Below are 18,055 nucleotides of genomic sequence, written 5' to 3'. Positions count from 1 at the left end.
TAAGTACTGTTATATTCACCGTCATGACTGATCCTCATGCGCCCGACCCGACCGAGCAGAGCCTTTGGCGGCCGCTGCGCCTGCTCCAGGCCGCCATGGACGCCGACATCGCCCGGGTCTACTCGGAGCAGCGGATCGACGGGCTCAAGCCGAGCTATGTCATGGAGTTGCTGCGGCTCCATGCGCACGGGCCCATGACCATCACGGACCTGGCCGAGTCGGTGCAGCGCACGCATTCGGCGCTGAGCCAGAAGGTCGCCGCGATGCGCAAGGCGGGCTGGGTGCAGACCGTCGAGGGGGACGACGCGCGCACGAAACAGGTGATGCTCACCGACAAGGCCCGCCGGGTCGTCGGCCGTCTGGCGGCCGAGTGGCGGGCCACCGAGGCGGCCCTGGCCGACCTTGAGGCGGAGATCCCGTACCCGCTCTGCCGGGTCGTCACCGACATCGAGGAGGCCCTTGAGCACAAGAGCTTCCACGACCGGATCGCCGAGAAGCTGGCGCAGGACGCGGCGTGGGGAGAGAAGTTGCCGGGCGGACCTGCGCTCGGCCCGCACAGCCGTACGGTGCGAATCCGGCGGATAACCGGTTGCCGCCCGCTGTCCGGGCCCAACAGGCTGGTGTCGTCATGTGCCGGGATGGGGGAGGGCCTGATGGCGGAGGACGGTTCGGCCGGGACGGGGCTGTGGGCGATGGCGGACCTGGTGACGCCGATGGCCTTGCGCGTGGCGGCCACCCTGCGGCTCGCCGACCACATCACGGCGGGACTGCGCACGGCACCCGAACTGGCCGCGGCCACGGGCACCGACGCGGACGCCCTCGACCGGCTGATGGGGCACCTGGCCTCGGTGGGCGTGCTCACCCACGACCCCTTCGCCGGCTACGCGCTGACACCGCGAGGCCAGGAACTGCGCGGCGGCCACCCGTCCGGCCTCCGCACCGTACTGGACCTCGACGGTGCCGTAGGCCGCGCCGATCTGGCCTTCACCCGGCTGCTGCACAGCGTGCGCACCGGCGAGGCCGCCTTCCCGGCCCAGTTCGGCAGGCCCTTCTGGGACGACCTGGCGGCGGACCCCGTGCGCACCGCCTCCTACGACGCCCAGATGGGCACCGACGCGGCAGCCTGGGCCGAGGACATCGTGCCCGCCTTCGACTGGGGTTCACTGGGCGAGGTGATCGACGTCGGCGGCGGCAACGGCACCCTGCTCACCGCCCTGCTGAGCGCCTACCCCGCGCTGCGGGGCACGGTCCTCGACCAGCCGGACACCGCGGCGGCGGCCCGCGAGACCCTGGCGGCAGCGGGCCTGACCGACCGCGGCGACGCCGTACCCGGCGACTTCTTCCAGGCCCTGCCGCCGGGCGCCGGAGGCTACCTCCTGTGCGCCGTCCTGCACGACTGGGACGACGACACGGCCCTCGCCATCCTGCGGCGCTGCGCGCAGGCGGCGGGATGGCACGGCCGCGTCTTCGTCATCGAGAAGACCGGCGCCGACGGCACACCGCCCACGGAGATGGACCTGCGCATGCTGGTCTACTTCGGCGGCCGCGAACGCACCGTCGCCGACCTCACCGCCCTCGCGGCCCGCACCGGCCTGCGCACCGTCGCGGTACACCAAGCGGCCCGCCTGGCCGTCCTCGAACTGGCCCGTGCACGCCCTGCCTGAGCAGCAGGGTCTCAGAGCCGCTCGATGATGGTGACGTTGGCCTGGCCGCCGCCCTCGCACATCGTCTGGAGGCCGTAGCGGCCGCCGGTGCGTTCCAGTTCGTGCAGGAGTGTGGTCATGAGTTTGGTGCCGGTGGCGCCCAGGGGGTGGCCGAGGGCGATGGCGCCGCCGTTGACATTGACCTTGTCGGGGTCGGCGCCGGTCTCCTTGAGCCAGGCCAGTACGACGGGTGCGAACGCCTCGTTGATCTCGACCAGGTCGATGGCGTCGAGTGCCAGCCCCGTCTTCTTCAGGGCATGCGCCGTGGCGGGGATCGGCGCGGTCAGCATGCGGATGGGGTCCTCGCCGCGCACCGAGAGGTGGTGAAAGCGGGCACGCGGGGTCAACCCGTGTTCCCGTACGGCCCGTTCGCTCGCCAGCAGCATGGCGGAGGCGCCGTCGGAGACCTGGGAGGAGCAGGCGGCGGTGATATTGCCGCCGTCGATCACCGGTTTCAGGCCGGCCATCTTCTCCAGGCTGGTGTCGCGGCGCGGCCCCTCGTCGGTCGTCACGTCGCCGTACGGGACGAGTTCGCGGTCGAAGCGGCCCTCGTCGATGGCGCGGACCGCCCGCTGGTGGGAGCGCAGCGCGAACTCCTCCATGTCCAGGCGGGAGATGCCCCACTTCCCGGCGATCATCTCGGCGCCGACGAACTGGTTGACCGGCCGGTCACCGTACCGGGCCCGCCAGCCCTCGGAGCCCGCGAAGGGGCCCTGCGTCATGCCGAGCGGCTCGGCAGCCTGGCGGGTGGCGAAGGCGATCGGGATCATCGACATGTTCTGCACGCCGCCCGCGACCACCAGGTCCTGGGTGCCCGACAGCACCGCCTGGGCGGCGAAGTGCACGGCCTGCTGCGAGGAGCCGCACTGCCGGTCCACCGTCACGCCGGGCACCTCCTCGGGCAGACCGGCGGCCAGCCAGCAGGTGCGGGCGATGTCGCCGGCCTGCGGCCCGACCGCGTCCAGGCAGCCGAACACGACGTCCTCGACGGCCGCCGGGTCGGCACCCGAGCGCTCCATCAGCGCCCCCAGCACATGCGCACCGAGGTCGGCGGGGTGCACGGCGGACAGTCCGCCGCCTCGCCTGCCGACCGGGGTGCGGACCGCTTCGACGATGTATGCCTCGGCCATGGCCACTCCTTCTGAAGCCTCTCGGGGTCATCCCCGGAGCGTGATGCCCTCCAGCACCATCGACAGGTACTGGCGGGCGATCTCCTCCGGGCTGTGCAGTCCGCCCGGCCGGTACCAGGACGCGGCGACCCAGACGGTGTCGCGCAGGAAGCGGTACGTGAGCCGGGCGTCGAGGTCGGCGCGGAAGACCCGGTCGGCCACCCCGCGCTCCAGCGTGCCCAGCCACGCCTTCTCGAACTTCACCTGCGACTCGGCGAGATAGGCGAACCGCGGCTGGGCCTGCAGCTGCCTCGCCTCCTTCTGGTAGATGGCGACGGCGGCGAGATGCCGGTCGATCTCCCGGAAGGACTCGGTGACAAGGGCCTCGATCGTCTCCCTGGGCCCGAGGCCGGCCGCGAGCACGGAGTCGTACCTGGCCCACAGGTCGTTCAGGAAGCCGGAGAGGATCTCGTCGAGCATCGACTCCTTGGAGTCGAAGTGGTAGTAGAGGCTGCCCGCGAGCATCCCCGCCTCGTCCGCGATCCGGCGCACGGTGGTGGCGCGGTAGCCCTGCGCGGCGAACACCTCGGCGGCGGTGGCGAGGATCTCCTCCCGCCGCTCGGGAGCGGCGCTCACAGCCGTCTTCTTACGGTCACTATTGCTGTTCGGCACCAGGTCATTCTCGCCTCACGGATGCTGACTGCTGACCGATACGACCTCACCGGTCATGTACGACGAGTAGCCGGACGCCAGGAAGACGATCACGTTGGCCACCTCCCACGGTTCGGCGTACCGCCCGAAGGCCTCGCGGACCGTCAGCTCCTCCAGCAGACCGGGCGTGGTGACCTTCACCAGGTGCGGATGCATGGCGAGGCTCGGCGCGACGGCGTTGACCCGGACCCCGAACTCGGCGGCCTCCAGCGCCGCGCACCGGGTGAGCGCCATGACCCCGGCCTTCGCGGCGGCGTAGTGCGCCTGGCCCTTCTGCGCCCGCCAGCCGATCACCGAGGCGTTGTTGACCACGACCCCGCCACCGCCCGCGGCCTTCAACCGCCGCAGCGCGGCACGAGTACAGCGGAAGGTGCCGTTCAGCGTGACGTCGAGGACCGTGCCCCACTGCTCGTCGGTCATGTCGACGAGGTCGGCCGTACCCCCCAGACCGGCGTTGTTGACGACGATGTCCAGCCGCCCGTGCCGCTCCTCGGCCAGCTCGAACAGCGCGGCGACCTGCGCCTCGTCGGTGACATCGCAGACTGCGGCCGCGACCCGGTCCGCTCCGAAGGCATCGGCCAGCTCCGCCTCGGACTCCTTCAGCCTGCGGGCGTGGGCATCGCAGAGCACGACCCGCGCCCCTTCCTCCAGCAGCCGCCGCGCGGTCGCACCGCCGATGCCGGCACCCGCGGCGGCGGTGATGACGGCGCTGCGACCACGCAGCAGCTCGTGGCCCGGCACATACGACGGCGTGGTCACCGGCGGACCTCCTTCGGCAGGCCGCCGCAGACGCACTCCGGACGGCGCTCGACGGCTGACGCCCCGCCAACGTTAATCTACCAAACAGTTGTTAGGGAAGGAGGGTGCTGCCAGGTCGCGTCCGTCGACACGGACTGAATACGGCTCGGATACCGACAGTCGCAGCATGAAGCCGGAGCCCTACCGCCAGGCGGCCGCGTCGCGCGCCTGACGTCACTCGCAGACGATCTCGTTGCGCGGGGCGTAGTGGGTGCGGAAGGGCTCCCGCCTCACTTCCCGGCCGTCGTCGACGAGGACCCGCTCCACGGTGACGTCGAAGCCCTCCAGCGGCGTCTGCGGCACGCACTCCTTGTCCTTGCTCACCCTCCGCTCCGGCTGCTTCACCTCGGTACGCGGCCCTTTGACCGACTTGACCTCGTCGTACTTCCGGGTGCCGAGGAAGGAGACGGTCACCGAGGTGTCGGTCGACCCGGCCTGGATGTAGATCGCCTTGCCGGAGTCGTTGGTGAACCGCAGATCCAGGCTGCCCCAGGCGACCGTCGCCTCACGGCCCTCCGGGTAGCGCTCGATGTAGAAGGAGTGCGCGCCGTACTCCACGGGCTTGACCCCGGCGAAGAACATCGCGTTGAACACGGTCGTGGCCACGGCGGAGACACCGCCGCCGGACGCCTTGGTGAACCGGTCGTCGAGGATCATGATGCCCTCGACGAAGCCGTTGGCCTCGGTGCGCTCACCGACGGTCCGGTTGAAGCTCCAGGTCTCGCCGGGCATGACGACGGAGCCGTTGATCAGTTCCGCGGCCCGGCCGATGTTCTTCGTGCGGTAGGGCGTCGGTTCGAAGTTGACGGTGAAGGAGGACATCTTCTTCGTCAGGCCCAGCCGCGCGGCGTTGTCGCGGGTCACCTCCGGCCGCACCGTCCGCGTGGCCAGCTCTCCGGTGCGGGCGGCGCCCGACTTGGTGAGCAGCGGCATCACGGCCTCGCCCAGCGCCTTGGCGGTGACCTGGCGGCCGGGTCTGGCGTCCTCGGCCACCACGACCTTGTCGCCGTCGAGCCGCAGCCGGGCGTTCTCGGGCCTGCCGGTGACGTCGGCCAGGGAGCGGGTCACCGTCGGGGCGGCGTACAGGCCCTTGCCGTCGAGATTCGGTGTCAGCCTGCCGGTGTCGTCCGGCCGCATGCTCAGATGCTCGCCCAGGACGGCCGGGCTGACCGTGAACCGCTGGTCACCCGCGGTGAGCCTGACGGGCGCCGACATGGCCGGCCGCGCGAACTCGCGCACCGCCCGCCGCACCTCCGCCGCCGTGACCTCCGGCTCGGCCTCGCGGGCGGGCAGGGCCGTGACAGCGTCGTCCGTGCCGCGCAGGAAGGAGGTGCGCAGGACGCCGACCGCGGTGTCCACGTCCAGCGCGTACCCGGTGCGCGGGGCGGTCTGCCTGACCTTGCCGTCCTTGAAGCCGACAGCGCCGTCGCGGACCTTCTGGTCGAGCGTCCTGGCCAGCGTTCCCAGGGCGGCGCGGGTCCTGTCCTCGTCGACCCGTACGACCGGCTCGATGGCACCGCCCGAGCGGAAGAGCCCGCCGATCACACTGACCGGGTCCGCGCCGCTGCGCGTCGCCTGGTCGACGCTCCGCTCGATGTCGTAGGTGAATCCGGCCCGCCGCGGATCGACCGTGCCCTTGCGGTCGCCGACCCGGACGGCCAGTTCGCGGGGCCGGTCCAGCTGCTTCTCCAGCTTCCGGACCGCCTCCGCACGGCTCAGGCCGCCGATGTCCACGCCCCCCACCGTCGTACCCGAGTCGATCTCGCCGCCCGTGAGCAGCAGCCCGGCCAGATACAGGCCGCCGACGCCGACGGCCAGCGCGCCGACGGCCAGGGCGAGGGGCGGCATCGAGCCTGTCCGCGGCACGGAGCCTCTTCGCGCAACGGAGGTCATTCGCGGGACGGAGGGTATCCGGGGGCGCATGGGTCTCCTGGACGGTCGGTGGGACGGCTCTCCCGATGACACGGCGCCGGGTGCGGGACAAGCACAACAAGCTATCCACAATCGGGCGGCCAACGTGTATGTCCGAGGCCAGTATGTTTCAGATCACGCGGGCGCCTCGCCGCATACCGTGGGTCGGGAATCGCGGGCGCTGGAGGCCCTGGCTGGATTCGGGGTGACTTACGAACTGGTCGAGCGCGGCAACCCGGCGCCGCGGCTGCGGCGGCACCTGCCACGGCGCGTCGTAGCGCTGCCGCTGTTCGACATCGGCGGCAAGGACACCCCGTACTCCTTCCTGCGGTTCCTCTCACAGGCGGAGACCGAGAGGGTGCTCGCCGAGCATCGGCGGCACCGGGACGGCACCCAGGAGACCGTGCGGCCCGCCATGTCGTCGGCTGCGACGGAGCGCACAGCACCGTCCGCGCCCAGGCGGGCACCGGCTTCCGAGGGCCGGAGCACCGGACACCGAGGTGACGGTGCCGCTCCCGCAGGACATCGCCGACCGGTACACCCCGCACCGGCTGCCGCTGCGTGACCCGGTCTGGATGACCGGCTTCCGGCTCCACAACCGCGGCGCCGCCCTCACCCAGTCTCGGCTTCGCCCGACCGGGGGCACCCCCATCCGCTCCGGCCCCTGCTTCCTGGCCGGGAACGCGGCCCACATCGACAGCCCGCGGCCGGCGCCAGGGCAGGAACACCGGCATCCAGGACGCCCTGAACCTCGGCTGGAAGATCGCCCTCGTCTGCCGGGGCGCGGCGCCCCAGGAGCTGCTGGACACGTACGAGGCCGGGGCCCCGGTCGGCCCGCAGCGTCCGCCGCCTCACCGACCGCGCGTTCACCCTAGCCACCAGCTCCCACCCGGCCGGTCTCGGAGCTGGGCATCCACTACCGGCGCGGCCCCGTGGCCCGGTCCGCCCTTGGCGGAACAGGCGCCCGAACCGTACGACGACCGCCGCCCCCGGCGTCAGCCGCTCTTGTGGGCCACGCCCCCGTAGAAGCCGATCTCAGCACACCTAGGGGTCGCGCACGGCGGATCACAGCTTCGCGCACCAACGCCCGTGTACCTGCCCGCAGTTGTCCGCACCCGGCGGCCTGGTCACGCGAGGCGCCGAAACCCGTTCACACAGAGCGGCGGACAGGGATGTTTCAAGGGCAACAGCCCTAGCCGCCGATCTCCGCCACCGCCTCGAATCCGGTGTGCCGCAGGGTGCGCCGCACATCGTGCCGGGCGCCGTGGACGGTGAGCGCCGCGTTCGCCGGGCGCTCGGTGGCCGCCCGCAGGAGGGCGTAGGCGCAGGCGAGGTCGAGGTGGCCGACACCGCTCATGTCGACGTCCCACTCGACGGCCTCGGCGAGCCGCCGGTCGGCGAACCGTTCCTCCAGCTCGCGCAGGGCTCCGGTGCCCAGGTCCCCGGCCAGGGTGAGCCGGATGCGCTGGGGGCCGGTCGCCGCGATGTCGACCGTCGGCGACGGGGCTCGGCCGGGTTCGGATGCCACTGCGACCACCTCCGCGACCGTCCGGGCATGGACTGTTTCCATCATCCCCCGAGAGCGAGCACGGTGCATACGCGTTGGTACGTCGGCGACCGCGGGTACGTATGAGGCAGAGCGCGGCACAGAGACGGTGCCCGGTGACAGGGCTCCGGTTCCGCAGGGCTGCACGGCTTCCTGCTCGCCCGCTGGGCGACTTCCGTCCGCCAGGACGCCTGCACCCCGGGGAAACCGGATCGACGGGTAGGTGATGGAGTTGGCCGGGTCCAAGAACGTAGCTGTCGAACTGGACCATGTGACGCAGGCGCCGTCGGCCTCGGCCGGCGACGCCGCGGAAACCCTCGTCTCGCCGGTCCGTTCGCACAACGAATGGGACCCGCTGGAAGAGATCATCGTCGGGCGTCTCGACGGCGCGACCATGCCCTCCAGGCATCCGGTCGTGACCTGCAACGTCCCTCCTTGGGCGGCGCGCTTGCAGGGTCTCGCCGCCGGCTACAGGTACCCGCGGGTGCTGATCGAGCGGGCACAGCACGAACTCGACCAGTTCGTCGCTCTGCTGCAGTCCCTCGGCGTCACGGTCCGGCGCCCGGACGCGGTCGACCACCGGCAGCGCTTCCGCACCCCCGACTGGTCCTCGCGAGGCTTCTGCAACACCTGCCCGCGGGACAGCATGCTCGTCATCGGCGACGAGATCATCGAGACGCCGATGGCCTGGCCCTGCCGGTATTTCGAGACCCACTCGTACCGCGAGCTCCTCAAGGACTACTTCCGCCGCGGTGCGCGCTGGACGGCGGCCCCCAAACCGCAGCTCACCGACGAGCTGTACGACCCGGGGTTCCGGGTCCCGGAGTCCGGCGAGCCCATGCGCTACATCCTCACCGAGTTCGAGCCGGTGTTCGACGCGGCGGACTTCGTACGCGCGGGACGCGACCTGTTCGTCACCCGGAGCAACGTCACCAACCACTTGGGCATCGAGTGGCTGCGCCGCCACCTGGGGCCTGGCTACCGCATCCACGAGATCGAGAGCCGGTGCCGTACCCCCATGCACATCGACACGACGTTCATCCTGCTCAAGCCCGGCAAGGTGCTGGTCAACCCGGACTACGTCGACGTGGACCGCCTGCCCGACGTGCTGAACTCCTGGGACGTCCTCGTCGCCCCGGAACCCGACCCGATCGACGACCGCCTGCTGAGGATCACCTCGATGTGCGGCAAGTGGCTCAGCATGAACGTCCTGATGATCGACGAGAAGCGGGTCATCGCCGAGCGGCACCACACCGGCATGCTGCGCGCACTCGAGCAGTGGGGGTTCGAGCCGATCCCGTGCGACCTGCTGCACTACGCCCCGTTCGGCGGCTCGTTCCACTGCGCGACGCTCGACATCCGCCGCCGCGGCACGCTCGCATCGTACTTCTGACGGTCAAGGGCGTCCGCGACCTCGATCTGCGGTGAACCGCTCGACGGCCTCCCAGAGTTCCGCTTCGCGCCCTGGGTCGTAGGACTCCGCCGCGGAGCGGGCCGCACGCCTGCGGTCGACGTAGGAGCCGTTCGGCGCCCGGGTCGTGCCGAGGACCACGTCGGCGAGGTGGCGGCCCGCGGTGGTGCGGCCGGTGGCGAACGGAGTGAGGGCCAGTACCGGCAGGATGCGCCGTACCGCGAACCGGGCGACGGGGCCTGCATTGCGGGCGAGGCCGGTGCCAGGGACGAAGCCCGGGTTGTGGGCGACGGCGTCGATCCCGGCCGGCAGCCGGCGCGCGTACTCGTGCACCAGGTGGATCACCGCCAGCTTGCTCGTCGAGTACGCGGTGCGGCCGGCCGTCGTGGTCTCCGGCTCGGGGAAGGCGCCCGTGCGGGCGAGGACGTCCGGGGACTTCCAGACGGGGCCCGGCACCATGCCCAAGTTGTGCCGGAAGTCGCCGAAGTGGGTGTCGCTGGCGGTGAGCACGATCCGGGCGGGAGGGGCGAGGCGGTCCTGGAGCAGGCGCACGAACAGGTGGTTGGCGAGCACGTTGACGGTGAAGGTGGACTCGAACCCGTCGGGTCCCTCGGTGAGTGCGTTCGCGTACTGCGTGCCCGCGTTGCCCACGAACCCGCGCAGGGGCGGGAGTTCACCGCGGTCGAGCCGGTCGCGGATGCCGGCGGCGGCCGCGCGGACGCTCTCCAGTGAACCGAGGTCCGCCGGGACGTGCGAGACCGCGTGCCCGCCCGCGCCGAGGTTCGCGGCCGGCCGTGTGCCGGAGGAGCCGCGGGTGACGACGAGGAGGTGCACGTGCGGCGACCGGCGCAGGATCTGCTCCGCGGCCACGCGGCCGATGCCACTGCTCACGCCCGTCATCACGAGGGTGTGCTGCATGGGGACTCCTCACCTGGTCGGCCGCCGGGACGTCCCCACGCTCGCTGCTGGCGCCGACGCCGACCAGGGCCGTGCGCGTCACTAGGACCGGCAGTACCCAGGCTCATCCGGCGCCGCACAGCGAGAATGACACCATGGCTTCCTCCCGCTCCGGCTTCGCCGCACTCCTGCGCGCCTGGCGCGACCGACTGTCCCCGGCCGACGCCGGCTTCACCGTGACGGACGGCCGCCGTGCCAAGGGGCTACGCCGCGAGGAGCTGGCACAGCTCGCCGGGCTCTCCTTCGACTACGTCCTGCGCCTGGAGCAGGGACGCGCGAAGAACCCCTCGGCCCAGGTCGTCGGCGCCCTCGCCCGGGCCCTCCAGCTCTCCCGTACCGAGCGCGACCAGCTGTTCCGGAGCGCCGGACTCCTGCCGCCCCAGGACGGGACGGTCAGCACCCATGTGCCCCCGGGGATCCAACGGCTCACCGCCCGCCTGGGCGACGTCCCGATCGGGGTGTTCGCCGCCGACTGGAGCCTGGTGTGGTGGAACACCACGTGGAGCGCCCTGCACGGCGACCCCTCCGACGTACCCGCCGCCGAACGCAACCTCGCCCGCGCCCTCTTCGGCAACGGCGCCGCCCGTGCCGCGATGCGTCCGGTCCGGTCCGAGCGGGGACACGACGCCTTCGCCGCGTCGATCGTCGCCGACCTCAAGGACACGGTGTCCCGCTATCCAGGGGACGCCCAACTCGGTCGTCTCGTGCGGGAACTGCGCGAAACCTCCGGCACTTTCGCCCGGCACTGGGCGGCGGCGACGGCTGCCGCCGAGCACACGACCGACCGCAAGACGATCCGCCATCCGCAGATCGGCGATCTCCACCTCGACTGCGACGTCCTCCTCGTCCCCGGCGCGGACCTGCGCATGGTCACCTACACGGCGGCGGCCGGAAGCGACGACGCCGGGAAACTGGACCGTCTTCGCGTCACAGGTGCCCGTACCCCCAACGGGGCCGTCGCCGAAGCGAACAGGCCATAGCGTGGCTTGTCGACCCGAGGTTCGGGGGAGTTGGCGGACGGCGCTGCTGTCCGGCTGCTTTGCCGTATCGGTTCGCGAACCGGCCGCGTCGGTCCGGTCCGCTGCGCAGCCGGGCGGCACGGGCGCCGAACTCCCTACGGCGTCAGCGGTGACCATAAGAAGCTCCGTGGTCCAGCAGGTGTAGCAGCCGCAGTCCTCCCACGACTGTCGTCCGCGACCGGAGCGCGTCCGCGCCGACGCGCGGCTCGGTCCGGCTCGTAGATGCCGCCCCCACCCATGCCCGTCGCCTCCCTCCGCCACGACCGGAGGAGGGACGGCCGCACGGAGGACCTGTGCCGCCCCTTTCCCGTACGCCGTCGCACCTCTGGTGCACCCCGACCGCGCCACTCGGTGCCCGCCCCTGCTACAGCGCTGGTCACAGGACCTTTTCACGATGGACGCGCAACTCCTACTTAGTTTCCTTGATAACAGCCTTCCGGCTCTTTTGTATGTGGTGAGCCACTGACTTTGGCGAGCAACGGAAGGAGCAGCACGGTGACACAGGCATCCGCCGAGGCCGACCATCTGCCGATCTACGAGGACCTGGTGCGCGAACGCGGTGACGTGGTGGCGGAGGCCCAGATGGCGGCCGCGCACACGGAGAACCAGGCAGCGGAACTGCTGCAGGGGCCACCTTCGCCCTCCGTCAACCGGGATCCGAGATACTCGTCCGGGCCTCCCGAGCGCCCCTCCGGTTGAGAGCGGTAGCGCTGCCGGGGTTGACCTTGTCCCAGGGACAGACCCGACCATACGGGTCATGACCGACGATGGCGACGCCCTCCTGGCGGAACAGCTCGCCTACTACCGTGCAGGTGCGGCCGAATACGACCGGCCCTACGCGGAGCGCGAGGAGCTACGGCGGTTGCTGACCGTCGTGGACTGCCTTCCGGTGGCCGGAGATGTGCTGGAGCTGGCCTGCGGAACGGGCCCGTGGACTCCCGCGCTCGCCGCCCGAGCGCACTCGGTGACCGCTGTCGACGCGGCCGCGGAGGTGCTGGCCATCGCTCGCGGGCGTACTCCTGCCCTCAACGTGCGGTTCGTCCGGGCCGACGTCTTCGACTGGCAGCCGCCCCGGCGCTACGACACGGTGTTCTTCGCCTTCTGGCTCTCCCACGTCCCGCCGGCGCGGCTGCCGGCCTTCTGGCACACCGTCGCCGGCTTTCTCGCGCCGGGCGGCAGAGCCGTCTTCGTCGACGACGGGCCGGCCGCCGCCGTGAGCGAGGAAGGCGTCGAGCCGGGGCCCGTTCCCACAGTGCTGCGCCGACTCGGCGACGGCGGCCGGTACCGCATCGTGAAGGTGTTCCACGACGCCCGGACCCTGACGGGCGAACTCACGGCGCTGGGATGGGCGGCCCGTGTCCGGACCGTGGGCGAGAACATCGTCGGCGTTGCCGCACCGGATCCGTCAGAGCGAGGCCCCGGCGCACTGGACGAGTTGCTGGCCGGTGATCGTGCCGCCCTCCGGGCCGAGGAGGAAGGCGGTGAGTCCGGCGACCTCGTCGGGTGAGACGAGCCGGCCGAGCGGCGGGAGTGCCGGGGAGTGCGGGAGCGGCCGGGGTCGGACAGCATCGGGGTGTCGGTCGGGTGAGTTCCTTCGCCGAGCGCAGTTCGTGCGCGAGGGCGCCCACGGTCGATCCGGCGTCCAGCAGCACCGTCTCACCGGCACGCACCTCGGCGGCGGCCCGGCGCGCGATGGCCCGCTTCTCCTCGAACGCCTCGCCGGTGCGCTGCCGCAGCGACGCCTCCGGATGGGCGGTCAGCGCCATGGCTCCGCCGTAGGCGCGGGCGAGGCGGCCGTCGGCGGTCAGCTTGGCGAGGTCGCGGCGGATGGTGGAGGCGGTGACGCCGAAGCGCTGCGACAACTCCTCGACGCTGGTGAGGCCGGTCGTGGTGGCCAGGTGCAGGATCCGGTCGCGCCGGGCCTGGGATCCGGGTGGGGGACTAAGAGGCACGCTCTTCCTTCGCGGACAGCCGCTCGGCACGCGCGACGGCGGTTCTGGCCCGGCGCCGGGCCTCCCGGACCCGGCGGTCGGTGTTCCGCACCTGCTCGCGCGCCTCCTTCTCGGCGGCACGGGCCTCCTGCTGCTCGTCCTCGGCGCCCTTCAGCGCCTCGGTCAGCTCGTCGATGCGCTGCTGGAGCCTGCCCACCAACTCTGCCGCGTCCTGCGCGGCGCGTCCGGCCGCCGTGGCCTCCTCCTCCAGGGTGTGCAGTTCCTGCTCCGCCTCCTCGGCTTCCTGTCGCGCCCGAGTAAGCCGCCGGTGCCGCTCTGCGTCCGGCTGGCTCTTCTGGCTCTTCTGGCGGTCGGCCGGTGGTTTTGCAGGCGAGGCGGGTACCCGGGCCAGGGCTTCGGCCTCGGCGGTGGGGAAACCGGCGGTGGGGGAGAGGGGTTTGACCAGGCGGCCGACCGCCCATTCCTGCGCGGCCTCCGGGTCGGCGAGCACGGCGTGCAGGGTGTCTTCGACCTCGTGCAGGGTGCTCTCACCGATCGGGTGACCGGCCTCCGCCGCCAGGTGGCGGGTCTGACGGGTCAGCGCGTTGATCAGGGTCCGCTGCCGGCGGCCGAGTTCGCGCAGCTGGTCACCGTTCAGCTCGCGATGCGCCTGGCGCAGCCCTTCGCCCAGCCGGAGCAGCGGCTCGACCTGCTCGGGCTGCTCGCGGACGAGCAGGTTGCCGGCCCACGCCGACAGGCTCGGCCGGCGCAACTTGCCGATCTTCTCGGCGAGGGCTCGGTCGCCCTCCTTGCGTGCTGCTGCCGCGCGTGCGTCGCGGGCGGCGGTGAAGTCCTCCGGCCGCAGCCCGTAGAGCTCGTCGGCGACGGCGTCCAGGTCCACGGGCGTTTTCCCCTCCGTCTCAGAGAGAACGGTGTTCAGAGAGAGCGGATGTCGATTGTCTCACCATTTGTCCGCTCGCTCAGCCGGTCCGTGATCTCCTCGGCCGTGAGCACCAGGGCGAAGCCCTTGCGCAGGACCGCGAGTTCCGGTTCCTGGCGGGACTCGTCGTCGGTGGCCGTGACGTCCGAGCCGAACATCACCCGGGTATCCGCGTTCGTACGCCTGCCGGGCCGTGGTGCCGCAGCAGTAGTTGGTGAGCGTTCCGGTGACGATGACCGTGTCCCGGCCGAGGTTGCGCAGGATCGTGTCGAGCGGGTCCCCGCCACCGCCGGCGGCATCCTTCGGCGGCAATGCCGTGAACAGTTCGAGCCTATGCGGAGATCGCGGAGAACCCAGGGATGCGACGGTGGGCGTCAGAGCTCGCGGGCCTGCCAGATCACCCAGGGGAGTGACGGCGTAACTCTCTTCCTGACGGCCGTCGGATGTGGGCTCGCCGCGCCAGGAGCTTGCGGAGCTCGGCGGCGACCTGTTCGGGCGCCTCCGCGTGGGACGGCGCCGGCGACGCCCTCGCACTGAAGGGCCCCCGGCACCGGGCCGTGCTCGCCCGGCTGATCGTCGCTCGGCGCCGCGTGGTCCCGGTCGCCCGGCTGGTGGAGGACCTGTGGGACGAGCCCGGACCGCGCGCGGTCGGCGCCGTGCAGACCTTCGTCGCCGCACTGCGCCGCATCCTGGAGCCGGACCGCCCGCAACGCGCCCCGCCTGCTGGTCACCGAGGGCCCCGGCTACGCGCTGCGGGCCGCACCCGACGCCGTGGACGCCTGGCGGTTCGAGGCGGCCGTCGACGCCGCCGCCGCGGCGCCGCCCGGGCAGGCACTGGAGCACCTGGAGAACGCGCTGGCGCTGTGGCGCGGCCCCGCCTACGCCGAGGCCGCCGCAGACGCCTGGGTCCGCGCCGAGCGCTCGCCTGACCGAGCTGCGGCTGCGGGCCGGCGAGCAGCAGGCACAGGCCCGGCTTGCCCTCGGGCTGGCCGCCGAGGCCGTGCCCTGGACGCGCACGTGGCCGAGCACCCCTGGCGGGAGGAAGCCTGGCGGCTGCTGGCCCTCGCGCTGTACCGCGCGGGCCGCCAGGCGGACGCGCTCGCCGTACTGCGCCGGGCCCGGGCGATGCTGGCCGACCGCCTCGGGGTGGATCCCGGCCCGCGGCTGCGCCGCCTGGAGGCGGACGTCCTCGCCCAGGACCCACGCCCTGACCCGCCGGCAGAACCGGTGACGGCGGCGGCCCGGCTGTGGACGCGGGCGGCCGAGGCGTACGACCGCACGGTCGCCGCGGGGGCGCGATCCCGGCTGGAGTCGACGGTCGGCCTGCTCCGCAACCTCGCGGTGACCGGAGGCAGCGGCCTCGCGGCGGCCCGGGAGCATCGCCTCGCAGCCGTCACGGCAGCGGAGGAGTTCGGCGACCCGGAACTGATCGCCCGGGTCATCGGCGCGTACGACGTCCCCGCGATCTGGCCCCGCAGCGACGACCCGGAGCAGGCCCGGCAGATCGTCGCGGCCGCCGAGCGCACCCTGACAGCGCTGCCGGACGACACCGCGCACGAGGTGGCCCGCTGCCGGCTGCTCGCCACGATCGCGCTGGAGATGCGCGGCACCAGATCACCGCGCGGCCCGCAGGCCGCCCGCGAGGCGGAGGAGACCGCCCGCCGCCTGGACGACCTTACGCTGCTGGCGTTCGCCCTCAACGGGGCGTTCATGCAGTCCTGCACCCGGGCCGGTCTCGCGCCGCGGCGGGACGTGATCGGCGAGGAGCTGATCGCGCTCGCCGCCCGGCACGGCCTGGTCAACTTCGAGGTGCTCGGCCACCTGATCCGCATACAGGCGAACAGCGCACTCGGCGACTTCACGACGGCGGACGAACACCCCGCCGCGGCGGACGCGCTGGCCGAGCGCCACGAACGGCCACTGGTGTGCGTCTTCACCCACTGGTACCGGGCGCTGCGGCTGGCCGCCTCCGGGCAGCGTGCCCGGGCCGGGACCGCATACCGGGCCGCCGCCCGGCTGCTGGACGGCGCCGGCATGCCCGGCGTGGAGCACGGACTGCTGCCCCTCGCCCGGCTCTGCCTGCACCTGGCCGACGCCACCACACCCGCGTCACGGGCCGCCGCACACATCGACCCGGCGGCGGACACGGACTGGGGCCCGTACGCCCCCTGGGCCGAACCCTTCGTCCTGCTGCGCACCGGCCGCCACGCCGACGCCCGGGCGAGACTGCACACCCTGCCCGAGCCGCCCGCGGACCTGCTCTACGAGGTACTGTGCTGCCTGCACGCCGCCCTGACCCTGGAACTCGGCGACCAGGCCGCGCTGCAGACCCTCCGCACCCGCCTGCAGCCGGCCTCCGGAGAACTCGCCGGCGCCGGCAGCGGCCTGGTCACCCTCGGCCCAGTGGACCACTGGCTCGCCGCCCTCGGCACGACGTAGGGGAGGGACGCTGCCGGCCCGTCCGCCGGTCAGGAGTGGGCGACCTTGATGTCCGAGATGCGAACCTCGCCGTAGTTCGAGTCGGCGCACGGGTCGGCGTTGTCGCAGTTGGCCTGGGTGTAGGCCCCGGCCTTGAAGTAGTTGGCGTCGCCGTCGTGGGAGATCGTGGTCTGCGGCTTCCCGTTGTAGTAGACGCGGATCTTCCCGTCCTCTGCCAGGAACCTGGCCTCGAACTCGGTGCCCAGCTCGTAGTCGTCGGTGACGAGGTGATGGTGCCGGTCGTCGCCGTCGGTGATGTAGAGGCTGCTTCCTTCGAGGCGGAAGACCGTGACGTCGTCGTCCCCGCCGTGGACCTGCGCGCCCACCAGGTGCGGCTTCTCGGCGGGCAGTGCCGTGAACGCCTCGGTCACCGCCAGGGTGTGCCTGCCGTCCGTGGTGGACCAGGCGGCTTCGTCCTCGCCGCCGTCGGTCATCTCCCGCAGCTCGGCGCGCGGGTAGCTGGAACCTCCCGTCGTCACGCCGTTGACGGGGGCCCGGAACCGGACCGCGTCACAGGTGCCACGCACCCGGAACCAGGGGTCGGCGGAGAAGGCCGCCAGCTCCGGCTGGGTGATCTCGGTGGGATCCTCGTCCTCGCCGGTGGGCAGCGTCAGCTTCCAGTCGGTCAGGTCGAGGACCTCGGACGGGTACGCGCACCGGGCGGCGGCCCGCTCGGGCGGGACCGCTGTGGCGGCCTGGGCGGGCAGCGTGAACACGGCGGTCGAAACGGCCGCGGTGATGACCGCCAGCACGCAGGTCCGAGTGCTTGGCATGGAGGGTTTCCTCCCTCTCGTCGGGTGTTCGGTCTGGCCCGACGCGAACCGTAGCCGTCGTCGACGGGACGGGTCCCGAAACCCGTGCGCTCGGCGGGCGGCGCCGTCCTGCCACGTTGGCCGCCCCGCGGCACTCACGCGTACCGGCGGCTTCCTCTGTCCGAGAGCGCATCGCTGCCGTCGCGGGACCGCCGGAACGCGAAGGCCGCGGCTATGCCGCCCAGGAGTCCGAAGAGATGCCCCTGCCAGCTGACCCCGGTCGTTGTCGGCAGGACACCCCACAGGATCGAGCCGTAGACCGCGCCGACCAGGAGACCCACCAGGATGTCGCCGACGCGGCGATCGACGAAGCCGCGCAGCAGCAGATAGCCGAAGAGACCGAAGACGACGCCGGACGCACCCGCGGTCGTGGAGTGGGCGGGGGCCGTCAGCCACACGCCCAGGCCGCCGACGAGCATGATCACAGCGACGACGGCGAGGCACCGGCGTATACCGGACAGCGCGGCGAGGAAGCCGAGTACCAGCAGCGGCACGCTGTTCGCAGCGAGATGGTCGAAGCCGAAGTGCACAAAGGCGGAGGGCACGACGTCCCGCAGTTCGCCGGCCTCGCGCGGGCTGACGCCGAACGTGTCCAGCGCGTGGCCGCTCGCCGCGTCGACGGCCTCGAGCACCCACAGCAGGGCGACCCAGGCAACCATCAGAACGCCGGCATCTCTCACCCGGGCCCGGCGCGCCCCGCGTGCGGGGCGGGCCGCACCGCCCGGTCCG

General features: G+C 72.3%; 18 protein-coding genes and 3 pseudogenes. 9 read left to right on the top strand and 12 right to left on the bottom strand.

Features of this window, described 5'->3' with window-relative positions; translation table 11 throughout:
- Positions 1–23 precede the first annotated feature (23 nt).
- On the top strand, positions 24–1,664 hold the full coding sequence (locus tag H8R17_RS48590) for a methyltransferase (RefSeq protein WP_316959336.1): 1,641 nt from the start codon (positions 24–26) through the stop codon (positions 1,662–1,664).
- Between the two features lie 11 nt (positions 1,665–1,675).
- Here H8R17_RS48590 and H8R17_RS07320 read toward each other — a convergent pair whose 3' ends face one another.
- The 4 genes from H8R17_RS07320 to H8R17_RS07305 all read right to left on the bottom strand — a co-directional run bounded on the left by H8R17_RS07320 (position 1,676) and on the right by H8R17_RS07305 (position 6,244).
- Entirely contained in the window at positions 1,676–2,833 is a 1,158-nt protein-coding gene (locus H8R17_RS07320) for an acetyl-CoA C-acetyltransferase (RefSeq protein WP_187822316.1), read from the bottom strand.
- Positions 2,834–2,860: 27 nt separating this feature from the next.
- On the bottom strand, positions 2,861–3,448 hold the full coding sequence (locus tag H8R17_RS07315) for a TetR/AcrR family transcriptional regulator (RefSeq protein ID WP_399476391.1): 588 nt from the start codon (positions 3,446–3,448) through the stop codon (positions 2,861–2,863).
- 51 nt (positions 3,449–3,499) lie between these two features.
- Positions 3,500–4,282, bottom strand: a complete 783-nt coding sequence (locus tag H8R17_RS07310; RefSeq protein WP_187822314.1) for an SDR family oxidoreductase — start codon at positions 4,280–4,282, stop codon at positions 3,500–3,502.
- Positions 4,283–4,495: 213 nt separating this feature from the next.
- Positions 4,496–6,244 (bottom strand): VanW family protein, encoded by a 1,749-nt coding sequence (locus H8R17_RS07305; RefSeq protein WP_187822313.1) that lies wholly within the window; start codon positions 6,242–6,244, stop codon positions 4,496–4,498.
- A 159-nt stretch (positions 6,245–6,403) separates the two neighbouring features.
- Between H8R17_RS07305 and H8R17_RS49110 the strand changes: the two genes are divergently transcribed.
- Both H8R17_RS49110 and H8R17_RS49105 read left to right on the top strand, forming a co-directional pair.
- A complete protein-coding gene (locus H8R17_RS49110) occupies positions 6,404–6,736 on the top strand; it encodes an FAD-dependent monooxygenase (protein WP_187822443.1) in 333 nt (110 codons plus the stop codon).
- A 228-nt stretch (positions 6,737–6,964) separates the two neighbouring features.
- Entirely contained in the window at positions 6,965–7,258 is a 294-nt protein-coding gene (locus H8R17_RS49105) for an FAD-dependent monooxygenase (protein WP_399476429.1), read from the top strand.
- Between the two features lie 166 nt (positions 7,259–7,424).
- Here H8R17_RS49105 and H8R17_RS07290 read toward each other — a convergent pair whose 3' ends face one another.
- The gene (locus tag H8R17_RS07290) at positions 7,425–7,760 is read right to left on the bottom strand and encodes an STAS domain-containing protein (RefSeq protein ID WP_316959335.1); all 336 of its coding nucleotides are present in this window, start codon (positions 7,758–7,760) and stop codon (positions 7,425–7,427) included.
- 289 nt (positions 7,761–8,049) lie between these two features.
- Here H8R17_RS07290 and H8R17_RS07285 point away from each other — a divergent pair, with 289 nt between their 5' ends.
- Positions 8,050–9,171: an amidinotransferase gene (locus H8R17_RS07285; protein ID WP_187822441.1), complete on the top strand. Its 1,122-nt coding sequence runs from the start codon at positions 8,050–8,052 to the stop codon at positions 9,169–9,171.
- 3 nt (positions 9,172–9,174) lie between these two features.
- Here H8R17_RS07285 and H8R17_RS07280 read toward each other — a convergent pair whose 3' ends face one another.
- Complete coding sequence (locus tag H8R17_RS07280) at positions 9,175–10,107, bottom strand: SDR family NAD(P)-dependent oxidoreductase (RefSeq protein WP_187822312.1); 933 nt, start codon at positions 10,105–10,107, stop codon at positions 9,175–9,177.
- A 134-nt stretch (positions 10,108–10,241) separates the two neighbouring features.
- On the opposite strand from H8R17_RS07280, the gene H8R17_RS07275 reads away from it, so the two are divergent.
- From H8R17_RS07275 to H8R17_RS07265, 3 genes are all read left to right on the top strand, one after another.
- The gene (locus H8R17_RS07275) at positions 10,242–11,126 is read left to right on the top strand and encodes a helix-turn-helix domain-containing protein (RefSeq protein ID WP_187822311.1); all 885 of its coding nucleotides are present in this window, start codon (positions 10,242–10,244) and stop codon (positions 11,124–11,126) included.
- A 534-nt stretch (positions 11,127–11,660) separates the two neighbouring features.
- Positions 11,661–11,864: a hypothetical protein gene (locus H8R17_RS07270; protein ID WP_187822310.1), complete on the top strand. Its 204-nt coding sequence runs from the start codon at positions 11,661–11,663 to the stop codon at positions 11,862–11,864.
- A gap of 58 nt (positions 11,865–11,922) precedes the next feature.
- The gene (locus tag H8R17_RS07265) at positions 11,923–12,672 is read left to right on the top strand and encodes a trans-aconitate 2-methyltransferase (protein ID WP_187822309.1); all 750 of its coding nucleotides are present in this window, start codon (positions 11,923–11,925) and stop codon (positions 12,670–12,672) included.
- A gap of 136 nt (positions 12,673–12,808) precedes the next feature.
- On the opposite strand, the pseudogene H8R17_RS07260 reads toward H8R17_RS07265, so the two are convergent.
- The 4 genes and pseudogenes from H8R17_RS07260 to H8R17_RS48580 all read right to left on the bottom strand — a co-directional run.
- Positions 12,809–13,117, bottom strand: a pseudogene (locus H8R17_RS07260) (DeoR family transcriptional regulator); the annotation flags it as partial.
- Positions 13,107–13,997 carry a hypothetical protein gene (locus H8R17_RS07255; protein ID WP_187822308.1) on the bottom strand — a complete coding sequence of 297 codons (891 nt, stop codon included), beginning with the start codon at positions 13,995–13,997 and terminating at the stop codon, positions 13,107–13,109. The pseudogene H8R17_RS07260 and the gene H8R17_RS07255, both read right to left, overlap by 11 nt.
- 35 nt (positions 13,998–14,032) lie before the next feature.
- Complete coding sequence (locus tag H8R17_RS46455) at positions 14,033–14,194, bottom strand: hypothetical protein (protein WP_262505106.1); 162 nt, start codon at positions 14,192–14,194, stop codon at positions 14,033–14,035.
- A gap of 61 nt (positions 14,195–14,255) precedes the next feature.
- Positions 14,256–14,570: pseudogene (locus H8R17_RS48580) on the bottom strand (hypothetical protein); the annotation flags it as partial.
- Here H8R17_RS48580 and H8R17_RS46445 point away from each other — a divergent pair.
- Positions 14,480–14,680 (top strand): annotated as a pseudogene (locus tag H8R17_RS46445) (hypothetical protein); the annotation flags it as partial. The pseudogenes H8R17_RS48580 and H8R17_RS46445 sit on opposite strands and share 91 nt — an antisense overlap.
- Positions 14,681–14,807: 127 nt before the next feature.
- Positions 14,808–16,475 carry a BTAD domain-containing putative transcriptional regulator gene (locus tag H8R17_RS07245; protein WP_316959334.1) on the top strand — a complete coding sequence of 556 codons (1,668 nt, stop codon included), beginning with the start codon at positions 14,808–14,810 and terminating at the stop codon, positions 16,473–16,475.
- A 29-nt stretch (positions 16,476–16,504) separates the two neighbouring features.
- On the opposite strand, the gene H8R17_RS07240 is transcribed toward H8R17_RS07245, so the two are convergent.
- Positions 16,505–17,287: a polysaccharide lyase family 7 protein gene (locus H8R17_RS07240; RefSeq protein ID WP_187822307.1), complete on the bottom strand. Its 783-nt coding sequence runs from the start codon at positions 17,285–17,287 to the stop codon at positions 16,505–16,507.
- 134 nt (positions 17,288–17,421) lie between these two features.
- Positions 17,422–17,985, bottom strand: coding sequence for a rhomboid family intramembrane serine protease (locus H8R17_RS07235; protein ID WP_262505083.1), 564 nt, complete (start codon positions 17,983–17,985; stop codon positions 17,422–17,424).
- Between the last annotated feature and the right edge of the window lie 70 nt (positions 17,986–18,055).

Source organism: Streptomyces sp. TRM68367, from assembly GCF_014495685.1.
In the GTDB taxonomy this organism is placed as follows: Bacteria; Actinomycetota; Actinomycetes; order Streptomycetales; family Streptomycetaceae; genus Streptomyces.
Note: the sequence above shows the minus strand (reverse complement) of the source record. Positions and strands in the feature narration are given on the sequence as shown.